The sequence below is a fragment of the Streptomyces sp. NPDC002520 genome (assembly GCF_053595235.1).
In genome coordinates this window covers 220,620-242,597 of the sequence record NZ_JBSFXG010000002.1, presented here as the reverse complement: position 1 = coordinate 242,597, position 21,978 = coordinate 220,620, and the positions used below count along the sequence as shown (strand labels likewise).

Below are 21,978 nucleotides of genomic sequence, written 5' to 3'. Positions count from 1 at the left end.
AGACCTTTCTGTGACCTGCGGGGCGCGATGGCCGACAATCGACGGCGCCCCGGCCGTCGTGATCAACGGTCGGGGCGCCGAAACAGCCGGTCAGAGGGGTCAGCGGGACGCGCGGTTCACCGCGGAGACGACCGCCTTCAGCGACGCACGCGTCGTGTTCGCGTCGATGCCGATGCCCCACAGAACCTTGTCGCCGATCGCGCATTCGATGTAGGAGGCGGCCTGCGCGGAGGCGCCCTCGCTCATCGTGTGCTCCTGGTAGTCCAGCAGGCGTACGTCCACGCCGAGGGACTCCAGGGCGTCGAAGAAGGCCGAGATCGGACCGTTGCCGGAACCGGTCAGGACCGTGTCCTCGCCGTCGACGGTGGCCTCGACGGTCAGCGTGTCCACGCCGTCCGTGTCGGTGGTCGACTGGCCGGTGCGGACCTGGATGCGGCCCCAGGGGTTGTCCGGGTTCGGCAGGTACTCGTCCTGGAAGACCGCCCAGATGTCGCCGCCGGTGACCTCGCCGCCCTCGGCGTCCGTCTTCGCCTGGATGATCTTCGAGAACTCGATCTGCATCCGGCGCGGCAGGTCCAGCTTGTGGTCGTTCTTCAGGACGTACGCGATTCCGCCCTTGCCGGACTGCGAGTTGACGCGGATGACCGCCTCGTAGGAGCGGCCGACGTCCTTCGGGTCGATCGGCAGGTACGGCACCGCCCACTCGATGTCGTCGACGGTGACACCCTTGGCCGCGGCCTCGGCCTCCATGGCGTCGAAGCCCTTCTTGATGGCGTCCTGGTGGGAGCCGGAGAAGGACGTGTAGACCAGGTCGCCCACGTACGGGTGGCGCGGGTGGACCTCCATCTGGTTGCAGTACTCCCACGTACGACGGATCTCGTCGATGTCGGAGAAGTCGATCTGCGGGTCGACGCCCTGGGAGAACAGGTTCATGCCCAGGGTGACCAGGTCGACGTTGCCGGTGCGCTCGCCCTGCCCGAACAGGCAGCCCTCGACGCGGTCGGCGCCGGCCATCAGGGCCAGCTCGGCCGCCGCCACGGCCGTACCGCGGTCGTTGTGCGGGTGGACGGACAGGCAGACGTACTCGCGGCGGGACAGGTTGCGGCCCATCCACTCGAAGCGGTCCGCGTGCGTGGAGGGGGTCGAACGCTCCACGGTGGCAGGCAGGTTGAGGATGATCTCGCGGCCCGGACCCGGCTGGTAGACGTCCATCACCGCCTCGCAGACCTCCAGCGCGAAGTCCAGCTCGGTGTCGGTGAAGATCTCGGGGCTGTACTGGTAACCGAACTCGGTCTCCGGGCCCAGCAGCTTCTCGGCGTACTCCATCACCAGACGGGTGCCGTCGACGGCGATCTGCTTGATCTGTTCCTTGGAGCCGCGGAAGACGACCCGGCGGAAGACCGGGGCGGTGGCGTTGTACAGGTGGACGGTGGCCCGGCGGGCGCCCTTCAGGGACTCCACGGTCCGCTCGATCAGGTCCTCGCGGGCCTGGGTCAGCACGGAGATGGTCACGTCCTCGGGGATCGCGCCCTCTTCCTCGATGATCGAGCGCACGAAGTCGAAGTCGGTCTGGCCGGAGGCGGGGAAGCCGACCTCGATCTCCTTGTAGCCCATGTTGACCAGCTGGTCGAACATCCGGCGCTTGCGCTCGGGCGACATCGGGTCGATCAGGGCCTGGTTGCCGTCGCGCAGGTCGGTGGAGAGCCAGCGAGGGGCGGCGGTGACGCGCTGGTTCGGCCAGGTGCGGTCCGGGATGTCCACCTGCTCGTAGCGGCCGTACTTGCGGATCGGCATGTGGCTGGGCTGCTGGCGGTTGACCATGACTGCGTGGGCTCCTCAGGAGGTCCGGATGGACGGCCGACGACGCAACGCCAGAGCTCCGCGGGGAGGGAGTCGGCCTTTGTCTACAGGCCCTCGCCGCGGCAGCTAAGGAGAAGCAGCCCGAAACGCATGATGCTCCGCAGCCTAGCCGAGCCTCGCCGGATACGCGGGCCTGTATCAGTATGCGAAACCGGGGCGGCAAATGGGATAAAAAGTGCGCCATACCACTTCTCGGCCGCCCGAACCCTACTTTCCGGCGTCGAGCCATACCACTCAGTGACATGAAGCGACGACGAATGTCCCGGTATTTCACCAATCACGGTTGCGAGTAGTGACAGTCGCGTCACACAGTGCAAGGGTTCCCGGCATGACCACCAACGGGGGCTTCCAGCCCGTCTTCTGCACGATCGTCCCGCCGCACCTCCTCGACAGGCTCGCCCGCCACGAGGACGCCGCCGTGTCCGGCCCGGCCCGCAGGTCACTCCAGATCGACGCCTACGAGCGCACCAAGCGCCGCCTGACCACGGTGATCGGCGCACCCTCCGTGGCCGCGCCCGCCGGCGCCGCGGCCGACCAGCCGCGCCGCACGATCTACGACGCGGACCACACCCAGGACCTGCCCGGCACGAAGGTCCGAGCGGAGGGCTCCGAACCCGGCGCGGACGCCACCGTCAACCGCGCCTACGCGGGCCTCGGCGCCACCTTCGAGCTGTACCTGAAGGCGTACGGCCGGCACTCCATCGACGACGACGGGCTGCCGCTGAACGCCACCGTGCACTACGACAAGGACTACGACAACGCCTTCTGGAACGGCGAGCAGATGGTGTTCGGCGACGGCGACAGCGAGATCTTCCTGGACTTCACCATCCCGGTGGACGTCATCGGCCACGAGCTGACCCACGGCGTCACCCAGTACTCCGCCAACCTCGAGTACTTCGGCCAGTCCGGCGCGCTCAACGAGTCGGTCTCGGACGTCTTCGGCTCGCTGATCAAGCAGTACTCGCTCGGCCAGAGCGCCGAGCAGGCCGACTGGCTGATCGGCGCCGGTCTGCTCGCCCCGAAGGTCACGGGCACCGCCCTGCGCTCGATGAAGGCACCGGGCACGGCCTACGACGACGACGTCCTCGGCAAGGACCCGCAGCCGGCCACCATGGACGGCTACGTCCGCACCGGCCGCGACAACGGCGGCGTGCACATCAACTCCGGCATCCCCAACCACGCCTTCTACCTCGTCGCCACGGCGATCGGCGGCCACGCCTGGGAGCGGGCCGGGCAGATCTGGTACGACGTCCTGACCGGCGGCGAACTCAAGGCGGACGCGCAGTTCGCCGACTTCGCGGAGCTGACGGTGAAGGCGGCCCGGTCGCGGTACGGCGCGGGCGACGAGCACCAGGCCGTGCAGAAGGCCTGGGAGCAGGTCGGGGTGCAGGCCCGGTGAATCGGTAGTAGACAGGGACCCATGCGTATTTTGGTGAGGCGCACGGGTGGCTTCGGGGGCATCGAACGGCACGCCCAGGTGGACACCTCGGGACTGTCCGATGCCCCCGAATGGCACGCCCTGGCCGACAAGGCGCTGGCCGGCGGCCGGGACACGCCCCCGGTCGGTGTGCCGGACGGCTTCAACTACCAGATCACCGTGGACGGACGCACCGTGTACTGCGCCGACCCGCGACTGACCGACGACCAACGCTCGCTGATCTCCCGGGTGTTGAAGGAAGGGGCGTAACCACCGTTGCGGGAGGGGCGTAGCCGCCGTTTCACGCACGGGCGTTGACTTCTGTTACCGCGGGTACGGATGATCCCGCCCATGGCGACTGACGCAGGCGATCCGATGCCTCGCTTCCCGGACGGCTTCCTGTGGGGTGTCTCGACCTCGGCCCACCAGATCGAGGGTGCCGCCGAGGAGCGCGAGCCCTCCGTGTGGGACGTGTTCACGGCCGAGCCGGGCCGGGTCAAGGACGGCTCGACGGCGGCGGTGGCCTGCGACCACTACCACCGCCACCCCGAGGACGTGGCCCTCCTCGCCGGCCTCGGCGTGGACGCCTACCGCTTCTCCGTCTCCTGGCCCCGGGTGAACTCCCCCGGCGGCCTGGACTTCTACGACCGCCTGGTGGACGAGCTGTGCGCGGCGGGCGTACGGCCCGTGCTCACCCTCTTCCACTGGGACCTGCCCGCCTCGCTCGACTGGCTGGAGCGGGACACGGCCTCCCGGTTCGCGGAGTACGTGTCGGTCGTGGCGGAGCGGCTCGGCGACCGCGTGCGCAAGTGGATCACGCTCAACGAACCCGCCGAACACACCCTGCTGGGCCACGCGCTGGACGTCCACGCGCCGGGCAGGCGGCTGCTGTTCGACGCGCTGCCCGTCGCCCACCACCAGCTGCTCGCCCACGGTCTGGCCGTACGGGCGCTGCGCGCGGCCGGCGCCACGGACGTGGGCATCGCCAACTCGCACGGCCCCACCTGGCCCGCGTCGGCGGAATCGGCCGACGTGGAGGCGGCGGACTTCTACGACGTCCTGTTGAACCGGATGTTCGCCGAGCCGATCCTCCTTGGCGCCTACCCGGAGGGCATCGGCGAACTGCTGCCGGGCGACGTGCCCTCCGATCTCAAGGTCGTCGCCGAGCCGATCGACTTCTACGGCGTCAACTACTACGCGCCGACCCGGGTGGGCGCCCCGCAGGGCACACGGACCGAGTTCGGCGGGATCCCCATGCCCGCCGAACTCCCCTTCTCCGTCCAGGAGATCGAGGGCCGCCCGGTCACCGACTTCGGCTGGCCGATCGTCCCGGAGGGCCTCACCGAGCTGCTCACCGGCTTCCGCGACCGCTACGGCGACCGGCTCCCGCCGATCGTCATCACCGAGAACGGCTGCTCGTACGAGGGCGTCGACGACCAGGACCGCATCGCCTACCTGGACGCCCATGTCCGCGCCCTGCACCGGGCCGTGGACGCCGGTGTGGACGTGCGCGGCTACTTCGTCTGGTCCCTGCTGGACAACTTCGAGTGGGCGGAGGGCTACGCCCGCCGCTTCGGTCTCGTCCACGTCGACTACGCCACCCAGCAGCGCACCCCGAAGGCGTCGTACCACTGGTTCCGGGAGCTGCTGAGGGCGCAGCGGTGACCACCGCCCGTGCCTCGGCCGCGCTCACCGAGCCGGCCGAGCCGGTCGGCCGGGGCTGGACGGCCGCGCTGTCGCTGGCCAACGGGGCGATCTGGGTGGGCTGGTTCGGCCCGCTGCAGATCCTGCTCGCCTCCCAGGCGAAGGACTTCGCGCCCGGCACCGGCATGTCGAAGGAGTCCCTGCTGGCGTGGGTGACCGGCGCGGGCGCGGTGGTCTCGCTGCTCGCGAACCCCCTCTTCGGCGCCCTGTCGGACCGGACCACCGCCCGCCGGGGCCGCCGTACGCCGTGGATCGTGGCCGGGAGCGCGGGCGGCGCGCTGGCCCTGCTGCTGCTCGGGGGCGCGAGCGGACCCTGGACGATGGCGCTGGGCTGGTGTCTGGTGCAGCTCACCCTGAACGCGGCCTTCGCGGCGGTGACGGCGGCCGTGCCGGACCGGGTGCCGCGGCGGCAACGGGGCGTGGTGGGCGGCTGGCTGGGCGCGGCCCAGATCCTCGGCGTGGTCGTCGGCACGGGGCTCGCGACGCTGGCGGGCGGGACCGGCGCCGGGTACGCGGCGTGCGCGGTGTTCACGCTGGTGGGCGTGGCGCCGTACGTGCTGCGCCACCAGGATCTGCGGCTGGCCCCCGAGGACCGCCCTGCCTGGTCCTGGCGGTCCTTCCTCGCGGGGTTCTGGCTGAGCCCGCGCCGCCACCCGGATCTGGGCTGGGCCTGGCTGACCCGCTTCCTGATCAACCTCAGCAACTCCCTGGTCCTGCTGTACCTCCTCTACTACCTCCGCGACCGCCTCCACTACACCGACCCCGAGCAGGGCGTGCTGATCCTCACGGCCGTCAACGGTCTCACCCTGATGGCGACGGTGGTGTTCGGCGGGGTCTGGTCGGACCGGGTGGGCCGGCGCAAGCCGTTCGTGGTGTGGTCGGGCGTGCTGATGGCGGTCGCGACGGCGGCGCTGGCCGGCTGGCAGACCTGGCCGGGGGCGATCGTGGCGGCGGCCGTGCTCGGCATCGGGTTCGGCGTGTTCACCTCCGTCGACTTCGCCCTGATGACGGACGTCCTGCCGACGGCCCTGGACCGGGGCAAGGACCTGGGCGTGATCAACGTGGCCAACGCCCTGCCCCAGGTGGCGGCCCCTGCACTGGCCGCACCGCTCGTGACCTACCTGGGCGGCTACCAGGTGCTGTACCTGGTGGCGGCCGCGATCGGGCTCGCGGGGGCGGTGCTGGTGGGCCGGATACGCGGGGTGGACTGAGCGGTCAGGGGTGCGCGGTCAGACGTGCGCGGTCAGGGGCGGGGCGGGCGGTCATTCCAGCACGGTGACCGGAGCGTCGTCGGCGACGCAGTCGCCCGGAACCGGCCGCCCTGGACGCCGAACTCCGTTCGGCCAGCGGGGAGTTCGCCCGGCTCTGGGACGAGCACGAGGTCTCCACGCGGCGCCCGGACACGAGGCGCTTCCTGCATCCGGTGGTGGGTCCCCAGGACCTGGAAGCGGCCCAAGGGCCGGGGCCGTCCGACCTGCGGCTGACGCCCCGCGCTCGGGAAACCCCGGCTAGAACCCCAGTCGGCGCAGCTGCTTCGGGTCCCGCTGCCAGTCCTTGGCGACCTTCACATGGAGGTCGAGGAAGACAGGGGTGCCCAGCAGGGCCTCGATGTGCTTGCGGGACTTGATGCCGACTTCCTTCAGACGCTTGCCCTTGGGGCCGATGATGATGCCCTTCTGGCTGGGGCGCTCGATGTAGACGTTGGCGTGGATGTCGAGGAGGGGCTTGTCCGCGGGGCGGTCCTCGCGGGGGAGCATCTCCTCCACGACGACGGCGATGGAGTGCGGCAGCTCGTCGCGGACGCCCTCCAGGGCCGCCTCCCGGATCAGCTCCGCGATCATGACCTGCTCGGGCTCGTCCGTGAGGTCGCCCTCGGGGTAGAGCGCCGGGCCCTCCGGCAGCAGCGGGACGAGCAGGTCGGCCAGCAGGCCCACCTGCTTGTCGCCGACCGCCGACACCGGGACGATCTCCGCCCACTCGAAGCCCAGCTCCTTGCCGAGCTGGTCGATCGCGATCAGCTGCTCGGCGAGGGCCTTGGAGTCCACCAGGTCGGTCTTGGTGACGACGGCGACCTTCGGGGTCTTCCGGATCCCGGCCAGCTCCTTGGCGATGAAGCGGTCACCGGGGCCGATCTTCTCGTTCGCCGGCAGGCAGAAGCCGATCACGTCGACCTCGGCCCACGTGGTGCGGACCACGTCGTTGAGGCGCTCGCCGAGCAGGGTGCGCGGCTTGTGCAGCCCGGGGGTGTCCACCAGGATCAGCTGGGCGTCGGGCCGGTGCACGATGCCGCGCACCGTGTGCCGCGTCGTCTGCGGCTGGTTCGCGGTGATCGCCACCTTCTTCCCGACCAGAGCGTTCGTGAGGGTGGACTTGCCCGCGTTGGGACGGCCCACGAAGCAGGCGAAGCCGGCACGGTGGACGGTCTCGGCCGGCTGCTCGGATGACTGGGTACGAACGCTCATGACGTTCATTGTCCCTGATCCACGGGAGCGCGCCGCACCACGGCCGAAGAAGCCCCCTCCGCGTAAGCTCCCACGCACACCGGGACCGCTTACGATCACGGGGTCCTCGGCCAAGGCGCCCCGGTCGCCCGCTCCGTCGCCGCCGCGAAGGCCCCCACCCAGCAGATCGAGAGCCAGACATGAAGCTCATCACCGCGATCGTCAAGCCGTACCGTCTTGAGGCGGTCAAGACCGCCCTGCAGGAGCTGGGCGTGCACGGGCTGACCGTGAGCGAGGCGAGCGGGTACGGACGTCAGCGCGGTCACACCGAGGTGTACCGGGGGGCCGAGTACCAGGTCGACCTGGTGCCGAAGGCGCGCATCGAGGTCGTGGTCGAGGACGCGGTGGCCGACGAGGTGATCGACGCGGTCGTCAACGCCGCGCGGACGGGGAAGATCGGGGACGGGAAGGTGTGGGCACTGCCCGTCGAGACCGTCGTACGCGTACGGACCGGCGAGCGCGGCCCCGACGCGCTCTGACCAGCAGCACCCCCGTCACCGCACCGGCGGCGGACACCAGGCCGGTCTTGTTCTGGACGGCGACCTTGTCGGTGAGGGTCTGGCCGGGGTCGGCCGAGAGGGAGAAGTAGGGCCGCGCGGCGACCCGCGAGGCGACCGGGTAGACGGACCAGCTGCCGTTGTCGGCGGCGTGCGCGGGCGCGGCCTGCCAGACCGGCAGGAGGCCGAGGTGCAGGCCGAGGAGGAGGACGTACAGCTTGCGCATGGGTGCGGACCCCCACGGACGAGCCCAGGAGGCAGAAGAAGACCCCCCGGGGTACGTCAGCCGGCGGAAACGGTGAGCCGCACACTCCCGTCGGGCGCGGCCAGCAGCACCGGCGTCCCGGGGCCGCCCAGATCGGCCACAGCGGCCCGGTCCTCGGGAGCGACGGCCTCCGCCTCGCTCACCACCGCCGCCGCCTCCAGCGACGTCGCCCCGGAGGCCACGGCCATGGCGACGGCGGTCTGCAGGGCGCTCAGCCGCAGCGAAGGGAGCTGCACCGACCCGGCGACGTACGTACGCCCGGTCTCGTCCCGTACGGCCGCGCCCTCGGGCACACCGTTGCGGGCCCGGGCGGAACGGGCCAGGGTGACGATCTTGCGGTCCTCGGCGTCAAGCGCGCTGCTGTCGGTCATGCCCCGAGCATACGAAGCCGCACCGCACCCACGGACACGCAGGTCGGCCCGGCCCCGCACCGGAACCGGAAAGGCCCGGACGGGGCCCGGCGGGCGCAGGCGGCAAAGGGGGCCGGACAGAGATCTACGGCCGGTCCAGCCGCAGCCGCTCCGCCCTCGGCAGCCCCGCGACGACCAGGTCGTACGAGTCCTCGACCAGCTCCTTCACCAGCCGCTCGGGCAGGGCGTCGTCGACGGTCACGGTGTTCCAGTGACGCTTGTTCATGTGCCAGCCGGGGACGATCAGGCCCTCGTGCTCGCTGCGCTGCCGGCCCGCGTCCTCCGGGTCGCACTTGAGGTTGACCGTCAGGGGCCGCGCGTCCAGCCGGCTCAGCGCGAACATCTTGCCCAGCACCTTGAACACCGAGGCGTCCGGGCCGAACGGGAACTCCTCGACGGCCGCGTTGAAGGACAGACAGAAGGCGCGCAGCTGCTGGGGTGTCACTCGGGCTCCTCCTGCGGCGCCGGTCCGCCGGCCGGCTCCACCAGTACGGTCATGATCTTGTTCCGGCGTCCGGCCGACGCCTCCGCCGTGAGCCTCAGCCGGCGCTCGTCGGGCAGTTCGACCTCGGCCGAGGCGCCCGCGATGGGCACGCGGCCGAGCGCCTTGGCGAGCAGTCCGCCGACGGTCTCCACGTCCTCGTCGTCGTACTCCTCGAGCCCGTACAGCTCGCCGAGGTCGGTGATGTCCAGGCGGGCGGTGACCCGGTAGCGGTCGTCGCCGAGGTCGACCACGGGCGGCAGTTCGCGGTCGTACTCGTCGGTGATCTCGCCGACGATCTCCTCGAGGATGTCCTCGATGGTGACGATGCCGGCGGTGCCGCCGTACTCGTCGATGACGACGGCGACGTGGTTGCGGTCCTTCTGCATCTCGCGCAGCAGGTCGCCGGCGTTCTTGGTGTCCGGCACGAAGACGGCCGGGCGCATGGCCGTGGACACCAGGTCGTTCTCGGCGTCCCGGCTGATGTGCGTCTTGCGGACCAGGTCCTTCAGGTACACGATCCCGACGATGTCGTCCTCGCTCTCGCCGGAAACCGGGATCCGGGAGAACCCGGAGCGCAGGGCGAGGGTGAGGGCCTGCCGGATGGTCTTGTACCGCTCGATGACGACGAGGTCGGTGCGGGGCACCATGACCTCCCGCACCAGGGTGTCGCCCAGCTCGAAGACGGAGTGCACCATGCGGCGCTCCTCGTCCTCGATCAGCGACTCCTGCTCGGCGAGGTCGACCAGCGCCCGCAGCTCCGCCTCGGAGGCGAACGGCCCGCGCCGAAAGCCCTTGCCGGGGGTGAGCGCGTTGCCGATGAGGATCAGCAGGTACGGGATCGGGCCCATGATCCGGGCGAGCGGCAGCAGCACGTACGCCGCCGCGGTCGCCGTGTTCAGCGGGTGCTGGCGGCCGATGGTGCGCGGCGAGACGCCGACGGCGACGTACGACACCAGCACCATGACGCCGATGGCGACCAGCAGGGCCTGCCAGGTGGCGGTGAACTCCTGCAGGCAGGCGTACGTCACCAGGGCCGCGGCCGCCATCTCGCAGGCGACGCGGACCAGCAGGGCCACGTTGAGGTAGCGGGTGGGATCGGCGGCGACCTGGGCGAGCTTGGCGCTGCCCCGGCGGCCGGACTTCACGGCCTCGTCGGCGCGGAAACTGGAGACGCGCGCGATGCCGGCCTCCGCGCAGGCGGCGAGCCAGGCCACGACGACGAGGGCGATCGCACCGATGACGATCTGCGCAGACATGGGACCCGCTTACGAGACGGTCGGCGCCGGGGAGGGCCCGGTCAGCCCCCGCTCGGAGCGCCATCCGTCCACGATGGCGGCCTGGAGGCCGAACATCTCGGCCTTCTCGTCGGGCTCCTCGTGGTCGTACCCGAGCAGGTGCAGCACGCCGTGGACGGTGAGCAGCTGGAGCTCCTCGTCCATGGAGTGCTGCGTGGGCGCCTCGGTCCCCTGCTTGGCGGCGACCTCCGGGCACAGCACGATGTCACCGAGCAGCCCCTGCGGGGGCTCCTCGTCGTCCTTGGACGGCGGCCGCAGCTCGTCCATCGGGAAGGACATGACATCGGTCGGGCCCGGGAGGTCCATCCACTGGATGTGCAGTTGCTCCATGGCGTCGGCGTCCACGACGATCACCGAGAGTTCGGAGAGCGGGTGGATGCGCATCCGCGCGAGCGCGTAGCGGGCGATGTCGAGGATCGCCTGCTCGTCGACCTCGGTTCCGGACTCGTTGTTGACGTCGATCGACATGGGCGTGCTGGTCTACTTCCCCTTGGAACCCTTGGCACCGGGTCTGCCGTGGCCACCCTTGTGGCCGCCGTTCTCGGTGCCGTGCTTGCTGTCGTACAACTCGTACGCGTCGACGATACGGCCCACGAGCTTGTGCCGTACGACATCGTGGGAGGACAGCCGGGAGAAGTGGACGTCCTCGACGCCCTCCAGGATCTCCTGCACCTGTCGCAGACCGCTCTTGGTGCCGTTCGGCAGGTCGACCTGCGTCACGTCACCGGTGATCACGATCTTCGAGTCGAAGCCGAGGCGGGTGAGGAACATCTTCATCTGCTCGGGGCTCGTGTTCTGGGCCTCGTCCAGGATGATGAAGGCGTCGTTGAGGGTCCTTCCTCGCATGTACGCGAGGGGTGCCACCTCGATCGTCCCCGCCGCCATGAGCCGCGGAATGGAGTCCGGGTCGAGCATGTCGTGCAGCGCGTCGTACAGCGGGCGCAGGTAGGGGTCGATCTTCTCGTAGAGGGTGCCGGGCAGGAAGCCGAGCCGCTCGCCCGCCTCCACCGCCGGGCGGGTCAGGATGATGCGGTTGACCTGCTTGGACTGCAGGGCCTGGACGGCCTTGGCCATGGCCAGGTAGGTCTTTCCGGTACCGGCGGGGCCGATGCCGAAGACGATCGTGTGCTTGTCGATCGCGTCGACGTAACGCTTCTGGTTGAGTGTCTTGGGGCGGATCGTACGGCCGCGCGAGGACAGGATGTTCTGCGTCAGAACCTCGGCCGGGGTCTCCGGACCGTCGTTCGTCCCGTTCTCGCTCGCCTTGAGCATGGCGATCGAGCGTTCCACTGCGTCCTCCGTCATCGGCTGCCCGGTGCGGAGCACCAGCATCATCTCGTCGAACACGCGCTGGATCAGGGCGACTTCCGCGACGTCGCCGACCGCGCTGATCTCATTGCCCCGGACGTGTATGTCGGCCCCCGGGAAGGCCTTCTCGATCACGCGCAGCAGAGAGTCTCCGGACCCCAGTACGGTCACCATGGGGTGCTGGGCGGGAATGCTGATCTGTGCTCTCGCCTGCTCCGGCGCGGGGGTGCGAGCTGTGGGTGTCTGAGTCATGGGCCGGCGCTTAAGGCCTGCGGTTCCTCCTCGTCACGGCCGCGTAGCTGAGGGCGGCCTCGCACTGTCCAGGGTACGACGGTGCACTGACAAGGCCGTAGGCCTTTTTGGAGGGCCGTTACCCGGCCCGTTCGCGGCCGGCGGAGACGGGTGGGCCGGTGGGCCGACCGGGATCCGGGGGCGGAGCCCCTGGTGCGTCAGCCGGCGCGCCGGAACCCGATGGTCGGCACCGCCCGCCTGAGCGGCCACGGCCGGTCCAGTTCCTCGGGGACGAGGCTGTCCAGGAACGCGTACCGTCGCAGCGCCGCGGGATCCTGCCCCGCCACCGACTGGACCCTGCGCCACCAGGCCCCGATCTCCGACCACCCGGGCGCCGACAGCGACCCCCCGAACTCCTGCACCGACAGCGCGGCCGTGAGCCCCGCGAAGGCGAGCCGGTCGGCGAGCGGCCAGCCGGCCAGCGTGCCGGTCACGAAACCGGCCACGAACACGTCCCCCGCCCCGGTCGGATCCAGCGCCTCCACCGCGATCGCGGGCACCTCTGCGGTCTCCCCGGTCCGCCGGTCCACCGCGTACGCCCCCTCCGACCCGAGGGTGACGACGGCCACCGGCACGTACTCGGTCAGCGCGTGCGCGGCCGCCCGCGGGCAGTCCGCCCCGGTGTAGCGCCTCGCCTCCTCCGCGTTCGGCAGGAACGCCTCGCAGTGCTGCAGATCGGCCAGGCCCTCAAGGTCCCAGGCGCCGGTGTCGTCCCAGCCGACGTCCGCGAAGATCCGGGTGCCGTACCGGGCGGCCTGGGCGATCCAGGGGGCCGGCCGCCCGGGGGTGAGGGAGGCCACGGCCGCCCGCGCCCGGGGCGGGCGGTCCGGCGCCGGTTCCCCGGGCGGCGGCTCGTGGCCGTGGGAGACCATGGTCCGCTCCCCCTCGTAGGCCATGGAGACCGTCACCGGCGAGTGCCAGCCGGGCACCGTGCGCGACGGCGTGAGGTCGATGCCCTCGCCCTGCTCCAGCGCGTCCCAGCAGTACTCCCCGTAGTGGTCGTCCCCGAAGGCCGCCGCGAGGGACGTCCGCAGGCCCAGCCGGGCCAGCGCGGCGGCCATGTTGGCGACCCCGCCGGGGCTGGACCCCATTCCGCGGGCCCAGGACTCGGTGCCGCGCACGGGTGCCGAGCCGAGGCCGGTGAAGATGATGTCGAGGAAGACCGTGCCCGTGAGGTAGACGTCCCAGGGCGGATCGGCGGGGGTGCGCAGCCCGGCCAGCGGGTCGATCTGGGCCTGACAGCGCGCAGCCCGCGTGAGGTGCTCCGGTTCCTCTCCGGCGATCGTGTGGGACGGGGTCACGGTGCGCTCCCTGACGTGGTGCGGATCTGGCCAGTGTGCACCAGATCGCACCCTTGACAAGCCCGTCACGCACGGCCGTTCACCCTCGGCCGTTCGCCCCCGGCCGCCGGTGCCCGGTCACCAGCGGGGCATCACCGGTGTCCGCCACTTCGGCCGGCCGCGCCGCATCGCCGCCGCGTCGTCGCGCTCGCGCAGCGACCCGTCGTCCTCGGCCCATCGCCGGTGCAGCCGGGCGAGTTCGTCCCGGTCCAGTTCGACGCCGAGTCCGGGCGCGTCGGACACCGCGACCCGGCCGCCGGCGAAGGCGGGCCGCTCGGTGAGGACGTCCTCCGACTGCCAGGGGTAGTGGGAGTCGCAGGCGTGGTGGAGGTTCGGCACGGTGGACGCCACCTGGGTCATGGCGGCGAGGCTGATGCCGAGGTGGGTGTTGGAGTGCATGGACACCCCGACGCCGAAGGCGGCGCAGATCGCGGCCAGATGCTGGGTGTTGCGCAGTCCGCCCCAGTAGTGGTGGTCGGAGAGCACCACCTGGACGGCGTCCTTCGTGAACGCCTCCCTGATCTCGCCGAAGGTGGTCACGCACATGTTGGTGGCCAGCGGGACGCGGGTCCCGGCGGACACCTCGGCCATGGCCGGCGTACCGAGCGTCGGGTCCTCCAGGTACTCGAGGACGTCCCCGAGTTCCTTCGCCACCTTCAGCGAGGTCTCCACCGACCAGGCGCCGTTGGGGTCGAGGCGCAGCGGGTGTCCGGGGAAGGCCTCGGCGAGGGCGCGTACGGCGGCGATCTCCTCGTCCGGCGGGAAGACCCCGCCCTTGAGCTTGAAGGAGGTGAACCCGTACCGCTCGGTGAACAGGCGCGCCTGGGCGACGATTCCGGCCGGGTCGAGGGCCGCGCCCCACGTGTCGGGCTCGTGGGGGACGCCCTCGGGGTGGGTGCCCCACTTGTAGAAGAGGTAGGCGCTGTACTCGACCGAGTCCCGCAGCCTGCCGCCGAGCAGCGCGTGCACGGGCAGCCCGAGCGCCCTGCCCTGGGCGTCCAGGCAGGCGACCTCGAAGGCGGACAGCACGGACAGCCGCAGCTTGTCGGCGCTCTGGACGCCCCGCAGGCCGCCCGCATCGACGGCGCCTCGGACCCGGCTCTCGTCCACGGCGAGATCGAGGGCGAACAGCTCGTTCACATCCATGACCGAGCGCCCGGTGAGGTGCTCGGCGAGGGGGCGGGCCAGCTCCAGGTACTTGGTGTCGCCGTAGGTCTCGCCGAGCCCGGTGACGCCGTCGGCCGTCACCACCTCCACGATCAGGCGGGGGGTGTACGACTGGTGCACGCCCTGTGTGTTGAGCAGCGGCGGGTCGGCGACCAGGATCGGCGTCAGGCGCACCTCGGCGATGGTCAGGTCACGAGTCACGGGAAGGCTCCTACCCACCTAGCTGTCTATGTATGAGAACCGAGGCTAGAAACACGAACGACGGGCCGTCAATGGCCCCATGGCCACCCTGAGGCCGGGGCACGCACGAAACCGCGCACCGGGACCGATGAGGCGCTCTTCTACCCGTGATCATCGACCACAAACGCAACAGTGACTCAGATCACTCCTCGCGAACTTCTTGCACGCACCACCGGCTTGATACAACGTGGGAGCGCGATCCCGTCCGTCGACGGCCGTCGCCCCCACCCCCCTTTCCGCGCCGCTCCTTTCGCCTGCCCTGGGAACGCCCGTGTCCGCCCCCCGCTCCATGCCCTGGCCCCTCGTCGCCCTTTTCACCGCCGGGTATCTGGCCCCGTATCTGCTGCCGACCACGGTCGGCCGACTCGATACCGGGCTTCCACTCTCCGCCACCCAGGCCGGGGCCGTCGGCAGTGCGCTGCTGCTGAGTTCGGCCGCGGCGGGCTTCCTGCTGGCCGCCCGGGTCGAGCGGATCGGAGCCCGCTCCCTCGCCCGTCTGGGCCTCGCGCTCGCGTTCCTCGGCTACGGCGGCGCGGCGCTCACCGACGCCGTCCCGGCCGTCGTCGTGGGCGCGGTCGTGGGCGGGTTCGGGTCGGGTACGGTCACGGCGGTCGCGGCGACGGGTATCGCCGGCCGGCCCGACCCGCACCGGGTCACCGCGACCGGCCTGCTCGGCGTCTCCGCCCTGGCGGGCGCCCTCTACCTGACGATCCCCCATCTCGGCCCGGGGCACGGCCAGCCGCTCGCCGCGATCGCGCTGACGGCCCTCGCCGTCTGGCCGCTCACCGGCCGGCTGCCCGCACCCGCCGCCGCCTTCGCCCGCGCGGCCGGCGTCGAGCGCGGCCCGCTCCCGCACCTGCGCTCCGGACTGCTGCTGGCCGCCGTCATGCCGTTCTGGTCCCTGGCGCAGAACTCCCTGTGGGGCGTCAGCGGCCGCATCGGTCTCGGCCAGGCGCATCTCACCGAGGTCACCGTCGGCGCCGTGTTCGCGATCGCCCTCGGCGCGGGCCTGCTCGGCGTCGTGGGCGCGGGCGCGGTCGGGCCGCGCCTCGGTCATGTGGTGCCGATCGGCGGCGGTACGGCACTGATCGCCGGCTGCATCGTGGTCAGCGCGTCGGCGACGGACCTGCCGTCCTTCGCCGGCGGCGAGATCGCCTGGAACCTGCTCTACCCGATCGTGCTGTCGTACGTCATCGGCCTGGCCGCCTCCCTGGACCCGCGCGGCCGTTGGGCGGTGTTCGTCGGCTCGGCGTCCTCACTGGGCACGGCGGCGGGCCCGCTGGCCGGAAGCCTGCTGTCCGCCCGGGCCGGCTTCCCGGTCATGGGCGAGGTCCTGGCCGTCGGGCTGCTGCTGGTGGCGGTGCCGCTGACGGCGGTGGCGGTGCGGTCGGGCAGGCGGCCCCTGCCGGTCGTGGAACTCCCGCTGGAGACGCCCGCCGTGTCCGTCCAGGACGCCTACGACACCGCCTACGCGAACTCGTACGCCTCCACCTCGGCGAGGTAGCGGGCCCGCCGCTCCTCGTCGTCCTCCAGGAAGGCGGCGAGGAAGGAGTTGCGGGCCAGCCCGCGCATCTGCTCCTTGGCCAGCCCGAGTGCGTCGCGGACGGCGTGGTAGTTGTCGGCGACGTAGCCGCCGAAGTAGGCCGGGTCGTCGGAGTTGACCGTGCACAGCAGGCCGGCGTCGAGCATCGCGGGCAGCGGATGTTCGGCGAGGACGTCCACCGCCCGCAGCCGGACGTTGGACAGCGGGCACAGGGTCAGCGGGACGCGGTCCCGGACCAGCCGCTCGACCAGGGCCGGGTCCTCCATGCAGCGCAGGCCGTGGTCGACACGCTCGACGCCGAGCACGTCCAGGGCCTCGGTGATGTACTCCGGCGGCCCCTCCTCACCGGCGTGCGCCACCCGGCGCAGGCCGAGCGCGGCGGCCGCCTCGTACACCTCACGGAACTTCACCGGCGGATGTCCGACCTCGGCCGAGTCGAGGCCGATGCCGGTGATCCGGTCCAGGTACGGCTTGGCCGCCTCCAGGGTGTCCATCGCCGACTCGGCGGACTCGTCGCGCAGGAAGCACATGATGAGCCGGGTGGAGACGCCGTGGTTCTCCTCGCTGTGGCCGAGCGCCCGCCACAGCCCTTCCACGACCGTGCCCATGCCCACGCCCCGGGCGAGGTGGGCCTGCGGGTCGAAGAAGATCTCCGCGTGCCGCACGCCCTGCGCCGCCGCGCGGGCGAGGTAGGCGTTGGCGAGATCCTCGAAGTCCTGCTCGGTGCGCAGGACGGCCATCAGCTCGTAGTACAGGTTCAGGAAGGACTGCAGGTCCTCGAACTGGTACGCCTTGCGCAACTCGTCGGTGTCGGCGTACGGCAGCTCGACCCCGTTGCGGGCGGCCAGCGCGAAGGCCAGCTCGGGTTCCAGGGTGCCTTCGACGTGGAGGTGCAGTTCTGCTTTCGGGAGGGGCATCAAAGCATCGTACGACCCCGCCACCTGCGCTTTCGCTTGCGACTTCACCTGCGTTTGGGCAGGGGCACCCGCTGTAGGTCGTGGGCCACGGTCAGATCTCCCCCGAACCCGGCCGCCCGCGCCTGCCGCTCGAACTCCTCCGGGTCCGAGTAGCGCTGGCTGAAGTGGGTGAGGACGAGGTGCCGTACCCCCGCGTCCCGGGCGACGGCGGCGGCCTGCCCGGCGGTCAGATGTCCGTGGTCGACGGCGAGCTCGACGTCCTCGTCGAGGAACGTGGACTCGATGACCAGCATGTCGCAGCCCTCGGCGAGCGCGTGCACGCCCTCGCACAGCCGGGTGTCCATGACGAACGCGAACCGCTGTCCGCGCCGCACCTCGCTGACCTCGTCCAGCGTGACGCCCCCGAGGGCGCCCTCCCGCTGGATCCGGCCGACGTCCGGCCCCTTGATGCCGTGCGCGGCGAGCCGGTCGGGCAGCATGCGGCGGCCGTCGGGCTCGGTCAGCCGGTAGCCGTAGGACTCCACGGGGTGGGACAGCTTGCGGGCCTCGATCGTGTACGACGAGGTCACCGCGAGGGGGCCGTCCGCGTCGACCGGCGCCTCGGTGAGGTGGACCGTCTCCCGGTAGGCGGTGGCGTACCGCAGCCGGTCGAAGAAGCGCTGCCCGGAGCGCGGATAGTGCGCGGTGATCTCGTGCGGGACCTGGTCGAGGTTGATGCGCTGGATGACTCCGGCGAGGCCGAGGGAGTGGTCGCCGTGGAAGTGCGTGACGCAGATCCGGTTGAGGTCGTGGGCGGCGACCCCGGCGCGCAGCATCTGCCGCTGGGTTCCCTCGCCGGGGTCGAACAGGATGCCCTCGCCGTCCCAGCGCAGCAGATAGCCGTTGTGGTTGCGGTGCCGGGTCGGGACCTGGCTGGCGGTACCGAGGACCACCAATTCACGGACGGACACGGCGACTTATCCGGGGGGCCATTCCATGCCACGGCCGCCGAGGACGTGCGCGTGGGCGTGCCAGACGGTCTGGCCGGCGCCGCTGCCGGTGTTGAAGACGATGCGGTAGCTGTCGAGCTTCTCGCCTTCGGCGACGTGGCCGGCCTCACGCAGGACGTCCGCCGTGATCCCCGGCTCGGCCGCGGCGAGGGACGCGGCGTTCGCGTAGTGCACCTTGGGGATCACCAGGACGTGCGTGGGTGCCTGGGGATTTATGTCGCGGAAGGCGACGGTGGTCTCCGATTCTCGGACGATCGTCGCCGGGATGTGGCCCGCGACGATTTTGCAGAACAAGCAGTCGTCCTGCGGCTCCCCTGCCATTGCGCTGCGCTCGCTTTCGCCGGTGATCAGTACGGGGGGCATGGTAGTCGGTTGGGTGCGGGTCGCACGTGGCTGGGCGCTCCCCCAGTTCTCGGCTTCGCTCGAACCGGGGGGACCTCCATCGCGGCAAAGCCGCGTATCTCCACGGCCCCGCGCCCCTCAGGTCGGCAAGCCTGGCGGTGTTTGCGCCGGCTGCTCCTCCAGTGCTTCGAGTGCCAGCCTTATCGCCTCGTCCAGTTGGGGATCCTTGCCCGCCGCCCAGTCCTGGGGGCGCTGCGGGACCTCCACGTCGGGGTCGACGCCGTGGTTCTCCACGCCCCAGCCGTAACCCTCCATCCAGAAGGCGTACTTGGGCTGGGTGATCTGCGTGCCGTCGACCAGGCGGTAGCGGCTGTCGATGCCGATGACGCCGCCCCAGGTGCGGGTACCGACGACGGGGCCGATGCCGAGGGCGCGGATCGCGGCGTTGACGATGTCGCCGTCGGAGCCGGAGAACTCGTTGGCGACGGCGACCACGGGGCCGCGCGGTGCGTCCCTCGGGTAGCTCTCGGGCTGCATGCCGCGGGGCAGGTCCCAGCCGACGATCCGGCGGCCGAGCTTCTCCACGACGAGCTGGGAGGTGTGTCCGCCGCGGTTCTCGCGCACGTCGACGACGAGGCCCTCGCGGGCCACCTCGACGCGCAGGTCGCGGTGGATCTGGGCCCAGCCGGGCGCCTGCATGTCGGGCACGTGGAGGTAGCCGAGGCGGCCGCCGGAGCGCTCGTGCACGTAGGCGCGGCGGTCGGCGACCCAGGCGTGGTAGCGCAGGGGTTCCTCGTCCGCGAGCGGGACGACGACCGCGTGCCGGGGCTCGCCCCCGCCGGCGGGCGAGACGGTCAGCTCGACGACCGTTCCCGCCGTGCCGGTCAGCAGCGGGCCGGGGCCGGTCACCGGGTCGACCAGGTGACCCCCGACCGCGATGATCGCGTCCCCGGGTCGCACGGCGACGCCGGGCGCGGCGAGCGGGGAGCGGGCTTCGGGGTCGGAGGTCTCCGCCGGGAGGATCCGGTCGACGCGCCAACTGCCGTCCTTGTGACGGGAGATGTCGGCACCGAGCAGGCCCTGCCGGGCGCCGTCGCCGAAGCCGCCGCGCGGGGTGACGTAGGCGTGCGAGGTGCCGAGTTCGCCGTGCACCTCCCACAGCAGGTCCACCAGGTCGTCGTGGGTGGCGAGGCGGGCGAGGAGGGGACGGTAGCGGTCGAGGACGCCGTCCCAGTCGACGCCGCCCATGTCGGGCCGCCAGAAGTTGTCCCGCATGAGGCGGCCCGTCTCCTCGTACATCTGCCGCCACTCGGCGACCGGGTCGACGCTCTGCCGGATCCGGCCGAGGTCGACGGTGATGTTCGCGTCGCTGTCCTCGTCGTCGGGGGCGCGCCGGTCGGCGGGTACGACCTTGAGCCGGCCGTCGGTCCACAGCAGCACCCGCTTGCCGTCGCTGCTGACCTCGAAGTGGTCGGCGTCGGCGGCGAGATGCTCCAGGCGCTGCTGGGCGAGGTCGTAGCGCTCCAGCTCGGTCTTCGGGTCGGGGGCGTCGGGCGTGGCGCGGGAGGCACCGAGGACGCCGCGCACCGGGTGGCGCAGCCACAGCACGCCGTCCTTGGCGGCCCGCAGGTTCGAGTAGCGGGCGGCCTCGACCGGCAAGGGCACGATGCGGTCGGCGAGGCCGTCGAGGTCGATCCGGGTGGCCGGGGTGCCCTCGCTGTCGGGGGTCTCGTCCTTGTCCGGGGTGCCGAAGGGCCGGCCGTGCCGCTGCGGTCCGAACGGGGACGCAGTGGTCGCGGCGAGGGTGATCAGGTGGGGGCGGACGCCCTCCACGAAGGCCAGGTCGAAGACGTGCTCGTCGTAGACCGGGTCGAAGGAGCGGCTGGAGAGGAAGGCGAGGTGCTTGCCGTCCTGGGTGAAGGCGGGCGCGTAGTCCTGGAAGCGCAGCGGGGTCGCCTCGGTGACCGACAGATCGGTGATCTGCGCGATGCGCAGCTGGGACAGCGGGCGGGGGCCGGGGTGGGACCAGGCGAGCCAGCCGGAGTCCGGCGAGAAGGCGAGGCCGCTGACGTCGCCGTGCTCGCTGCGGTCCACCTCGCGGACCTCGCCGGTCTCGCGCTCGACCAGCAGCAGCCGGCCGTCGTGCGAGGCGACGGCGGCCCTGCTGCCGTCGGGGGCCATGGCGAGCGCCAGCACGCGGCCGAGGTGTCCGGCGGCGAGCCGGCGCGGGACGGCGCCCGGGGTGAGACCGGTGGCGGGGGCGAACTCCAGGGCGTCCTCGCCCTCGGCGTCGGTCACCCACACCACCCACTCCTCGCCCTCGGCGCGGAAGGTGCGCGGCAGCCGGGCCCGTACGCCGGGCTGGGCGGCGAGTGCGCGGGCCGGTCCCGAGCGGTGGGTGACCCAGTGGACGGCGCCGCGCACGGCGACCGCGCTGCCGCGCGCGGTGTGGTCGGGGGAGGCGGAGCCGAACCAGCGGGAGGCGGTGACCGGGAAGGGCTGGAGGTCGACGCGCGGGCCGCCGAGCCGGACGTCCAGCGGGCGCGGCTCGGCGCCGTCGAGGTCGTCCAGGATCCACAGCCGGCCCGCGCTGGAGTAGACGACGCGGTGGCCGTCGGTGGCGGCGTGCCGGGCGTAGAAGCCCTCCAGAGGGGTGTGCCGCCGCAGGTCGGAGCCGTCGGCGAGGGAGGAGTACAGGGCTCCGGTGCCCTCATGGTCGGACAGGAACGCGATCCGGTCCCCCACCCACCCGGGGTACTCGATGTTGCCGTCGAGTTCCTCGTGCAGCCGGACGAACTCCCCGGCACCTTCTTCGCCTTCGGCGGCACGGTCGATCCACAGCTTGCCCGCCGTGCCGCCCCGGTAGCGCTTCCACCAGGCGGCCTCGCGGCCCATCGGGGCGGACAGCAGCACGGTGCGCGGGCCGTGGGCGAGGCCGCCGACCGGCCCGTACGGCAGGGTGGTGGCCGGTCCGCCGTCCAGCGGGACGGCACGTGCCCAGGTGCGGCGCAGGCTCGGCTGGCCCTGGGTGCTGAGCGCGAGGACCTCGCCGTCCGGGGTCCAGCCGCGCACCTGGGTCTTCCAACTCCCCCAGTACGTCAGCCGCTTGGCCGGTCCGCCGACGACCGGGGCGATGTGTGCCTCGGGGGCGCCGTCGCGGGTGGAGGTCCAGGCGACGGTGGTGCCGTCGGGCGAGATGCGGGGGTGGTTCACCGGCACGTCGTCGGCGCTGACCCGCCAGGCCCGCCCGCCGTCCAGCGGCGCCAGCCACACGTCGTCCTCGGCGACGAAGGTCACCAAGTCCCCGTGGAGATGGGGGAATCGGAGATACGAGGAACTTTCCGTGGTCTTTGTGGAAGGGCCCTGAGTCACGCCGTCACCTTACGCGGCACCCGCTGCTCCCGGCCC

The 21,978-nt window shown here is 71.7% G+C and carries 19 protein-coding genes and 2 pseudogenes; 7 read left to right on the top strand and 14 right to left on the bottom strand.

The window, feature by feature from the left end:
- Positions 1 to 99 precede the first annotated feature (99 nt).
- Complete coding sequence (gene leuA / locus ACWD5D_RS04135) at positions 100 to 1,821, bottom strand: 2-isopropylmalate synthase (protein WP_451371219.1); 1,722 nt, start codon at positions 1,819 to 1,821, stop codon at positions 100 to 102.
- A 367-nt stretch (positions 1,822 to 2,188) separates the two neighbouring features.
- Between leuA and ACWD5D_RS04130 the strand changes: the two genes are divergently transcribed.
- The 5 genes and pseudogenes from ACWD5D_RS04130 to ACWD5D_RS04110 all read left to right on the top strand — a co-directional run.
- Positions 2,189 to 3,259: a M4 family metallopeptidase gene (locus ACWD5D_RS04130; RefSeq protein WP_451371218.1), complete on the top strand. Its 1,071-nt coding sequence runs from the start codon at positions 2,189 to 2,191 to the stop codon at positions 3,257 to 3,259.
- 21 nt (positions 3,260 to 3,280) lie between these two features.
- Positions 3,281 to 3,547, top strand: a complete 267-nt coding sequence (locus tag ACWD5D_RS04125; RefSeq protein ID WP_451371217.1) for a protealysin inhibitor emfourin — start codon at positions 3,281 to 3,283, stop codon at positions 3,545 to 3,547.
- Between the two features lie 81 nt (positions 3,548 to 3,628).
- On the top strand, positions 3,629 to 4,942 hold the full coding sequence (locus ACWD5D_RS04120; protein WP_451371216.1) for a GH1 family beta-glucosidase: 1,314 nt from the start codon (positions 3,629 to 3,631) through the stop codon (positions 4,940 to 4,942).
- A complete protein-coding gene (locus tag ACWD5D_RS04115; protein WP_451371215.1) occupies positions 4,939 to 6,192 on the top strand; it encodes an MFS transporter in 1,254 nt (417 codons plus the stop codon). Before ACWD5D_RS04120 ends, ACWD5D_RS04115 begins: the two co-directional genes overlap by 4 nt.
- Positions 6,193 to 6,284: 92 nt before the next feature.
- Positions 6,285 to 6,608: pseudogene (locus ACWD5D_RS04110) on the top strand (MmyB family transcriptional regulator); the annotation flags it as partial.
- Here ACWD5D_RS04110 and era read toward each other — a convergent pair.
- Positions 6,490 to 7,443, bottom strand: coding sequence for a GTPase Era (gene era / locus ACWD5D_RS04105; protein WP_451371214.1), 954 nt, complete (start codon positions 7,441 to 7,443; stop codon positions 6,490 to 6,492). The pseudogene ACWD5D_RS04110 and the gene era overlap by 119 nt on opposite strands.
- Before the next feature lie 179 nt (positions 7,444 to 7,622).
- Here era and ACWD5D_RS04100 point away from each other — a divergent pair, with 179 nt between their 5' ends.
- Positions 7,623 to 7,961: a P-II family nitrogen regulator gene (locus ACWD5D_RS04100; protein ID WP_451371213.1), complete on the top strand. Its 339-nt coding sequence runs from the start codon at positions 7,623 to 7,625 to the stop codon at positions 7,959 to 7,961.
- Between the two features lie 40 nt (positions 7,962 to 8,001).
- Here ACWD5D_RS04100 and ACWD5D_RS04095 read toward each other — a convergent pair.
- From ACWD5D_RS04095 to ACWD5D_RS04060, 8 genes and pseudogenes are all read right to left on the bottom strand, one after another.
- Positions 8,002 to 8,205, bottom strand: a pseudogene (locus tag ACWD5D_RS04095) (DUF916 domain-containing protein); the annotation flags it as partial.
- A 56-nt stretch (positions 8,206 to 8,261) separates the two neighbouring features.
- Entirely contained in the window at positions 8,262 to 8,615 is a 354-nt protein-coding gene (locus ACWD5D_RS04090) for a cytidine deaminase (RefSeq protein WP_451371212.1), read from the bottom strand.
- A 124-nt stretch (positions 8,616 to 8,739) separates the two neighbouring features.
- Complete coding sequence (locus ACWD5D_RS04085; protein ID WP_451371211.1) at positions 8,740 to 9,099, bottom strand: MmcQ/YjbR family DNA-binding protein; 360 nt, start codon at positions 9,097 to 9,099, stop codon at positions 8,740 to 8,742.
- Entirely contained in the window at positions 9,096 to 10,394 is a 1,299-nt protein-coding gene (locus tag ACWD5D_RS04080) for a hemolysin family protein (protein ID WP_451371210.1), read from the bottom strand. The genes ACWD5D_RS04085 and ACWD5D_RS04080 overlap by 4 nt, the downstream gene beginning before the upstream one ends.
- 9 nt (positions 10,395 to 10,403) lie before the next feature.
- Positions 10,404 to 10,901 (bottom strand): rRNA maturation RNase YbeY, encoded by a 498-nt coding sequence (ybeY, locus tag ACWD5D_RS04075; RefSeq protein ID WP_393878545.1) that lies wholly within the window; start codon positions 10,899 to 10,901, stop codon positions 10,404 to 10,406.
- A 12-nt stretch (positions 10,902 to 10,913) separates the two neighbouring features.
- Complete coding sequence (locus ACWD5D_RS04070; RefSeq protein ID WP_451371209.1) at positions 10,914 to 11,993, bottom strand: PhoH family protein; 1,080 nt, start codon at positions 11,991 to 11,993, stop codon at positions 10,914 to 10,916.
- Positions 11,994 to 12,190: 197 nt separating this feature from the next.
- Positions 12,191 to 13,333, bottom strand: coding sequence for a carbohydrate kinase family protein (locus ACWD5D_RS04065; protein ID WP_451371208.1), 1,143 nt, complete (start codon positions 13,331 to 13,333; stop codon positions 12,191 to 12,193).
- Positions 13,334 to 13,450: 117 nt separating this feature from the next.
- Positions 13,451 to 14,740: a glucarate dehydratase family protein gene (locus tag ACWD5D_RS04060; protein WP_451371207.1), complete on the bottom strand. Its 1,290-nt coding sequence runs from the start codon at positions 14,738 to 14,740 to the stop codon at positions 13,451 to 13,453.
- Positions 14,741 to 15,050: 310 nt separating this feature from the next.
- Between ACWD5D_RS04060 and ACWD5D_RS04055 the strand changes: the two genes are divergently transcribed.
- Positions 15,051 to 16,283 carry an MFS transporter gene (locus ACWD5D_RS04055; protein WP_451371206.1) on the top strand — a complete coding sequence of 411 codons (1,233 nt, stop codon included), beginning with the start codon at positions 15,051 to 15,053 and terminating at the stop codon, positions 16,281 to 16,283.
- Here the strand turns inward: ACWD5D_RS04055 and ACWD5D_RS04050 are convergent.
- The 4 genes from ACWD5D_RS04050 to ACWD5D_RS04035 all read right to left on the bottom strand — a co-directional run bounded on the left by ACWD5D_RS04050 (position 16,247) and on the right by ACWD5D_RS04035 (position 21,870).
- Positions 16,247 to 17,239: an adenosine deaminase gene (locus ACWD5D_RS04050; RefSeq protein WP_451371205.1), complete on the bottom strand. Its 993-nt coding sequence runs from the start codon at positions 17,237 to 17,239 to the stop codon at positions 16,247 to 16,249. The genes ACWD5D_RS04055 and ACWD5D_RS04050 overlap by 37 nt on opposite strands.
- A gap of 44 nt (positions 17,240 to 17,283) precedes the next feature.
- Entirely contained in the window at positions 17,284 to 18,189 is a 906-nt protein-coding gene (locus tag ACWD5D_RS04045; protein ID WP_451371204.1) for a ribonuclease Z, read from the bottom strand.
- Between the two features lie 6 nt (positions 18,190 to 18,195).
- Positions 18,196 to 18,549, bottom strand: coding sequence for a histidine triad nucleotide-binding protein (locus tag ACWD5D_RS04040; RefSeq protein WP_451371573.1), 354 nt, complete (start codon positions 18,547 to 18,549; stop codon positions 18,196 to 18,198).
- 159 nt (positions 18,550 to 18,708) lie between these two features.
- Positions 18,709 to 21,870 (bottom strand): S41 family peptidase, encoded by a 3,162-nt coding sequence (locus ACWD5D_RS04035; RefSeq protein WP_451371203.1) that lies wholly within the window; start codon positions 21,868 to 21,870, stop codon positions 18,709 to 18,711.
- Between the last annotated feature and the right edge of the window lie 108 nt (positions 21,871 to 21,978).

What these genes read in the sequence shown, in the direction of transcription:
- ACWD5D_RS04070 (WP_451371209.1), bottom strand. Translation starts at nt 11,993, where the DNA reads ATGACTCAGACACCCACAGCTCGCACCCCCGCGCCGGAGCAGGCGAGA.
- ACWD5D_RS04080 (WP_451371210.1), bottom strand. Translation starts at nt 10,394, where the DNA reads ATGTCTGCGCAGATCGTCATCGGTGCGATCGCCCTCGTCGTCGTGGCC.
- ACWD5D_RS04040 (WP_451371573.1), bottom strand. Translation starts at nt 18,549, where the DNA reads ATGGCAGGGGAGCCGCAGGACGACTGCTTGTTCTGCAAAATCGTCGCG.
- ACWD5D_RS04120 (WP_451371216.1), top strand. Translation starts at nt 3,629, where the DNA reads ATGGCGACTGACGCAGGCGATCCGATGCCTCGCTTCCCGGACGGCTTC.
- ACWD5D_RS04090 (WP_451371212.1), bottom strand. Translation starts at nt 8,615, where the DNA reads ATGACCGACAGCAGCGCGCTTGACGCCGAGGACCGCAAGATCGTCACC.
- leuA (WP_451371219.1), bottom strand. Translation starts at nt 1,821, where the DNA reads ATGGTCAACCGCCAGCAGCCCAGCCACATGCCGATCCGCAAGTACGGC.
- ACWD5D_RS04130 (WP_451371218.1), top strand. Translation starts at nt 2,189, where the DNA reads ATGACCACCAACGGGGGCTTCCAGCCCGTCTTCTGCACGATCGTCCCG.
- era (WP_451371214.1), bottom strand. Translation starts at nt 7,443, where the DNA reads ATGAGCGTTCGTACCCAGTCATCCGAGCAGCCGGCCGAGACCGTCCAC.
- ACWD5D_RS04100 (WP_451371213.1), top strand. Translation starts at nt 7,623, where the DNA reads ATGAAGCTCATCACCGCGATCGTCAAGCCGTACCGTCTTGAGGCGGTC.
- ybeY (WP_393878545.1), bottom strand. Translation starts at nt 10,901, where the DNA reads ATGTCGATCGACGTCAACAACGAGTCCGGAACCGAGGTCGACGAGCAG.
- ACWD5D_RS04125 (WP_451371217.1), top strand. Translation starts at nt 3,281, where the DNA reads ATGCGTATTTTGGTGAGGCGCACGGGTGGCTTCGGGGGCATCGAACGG.
- ACWD5D_RS04050 (WP_451371205.1), bottom strand. Translation starts at nt 17,239, where the DNA reads ATGCCCCTCCCGAAAGCAGAACTGCACCTCCACGTCGAAGGCACCCTG.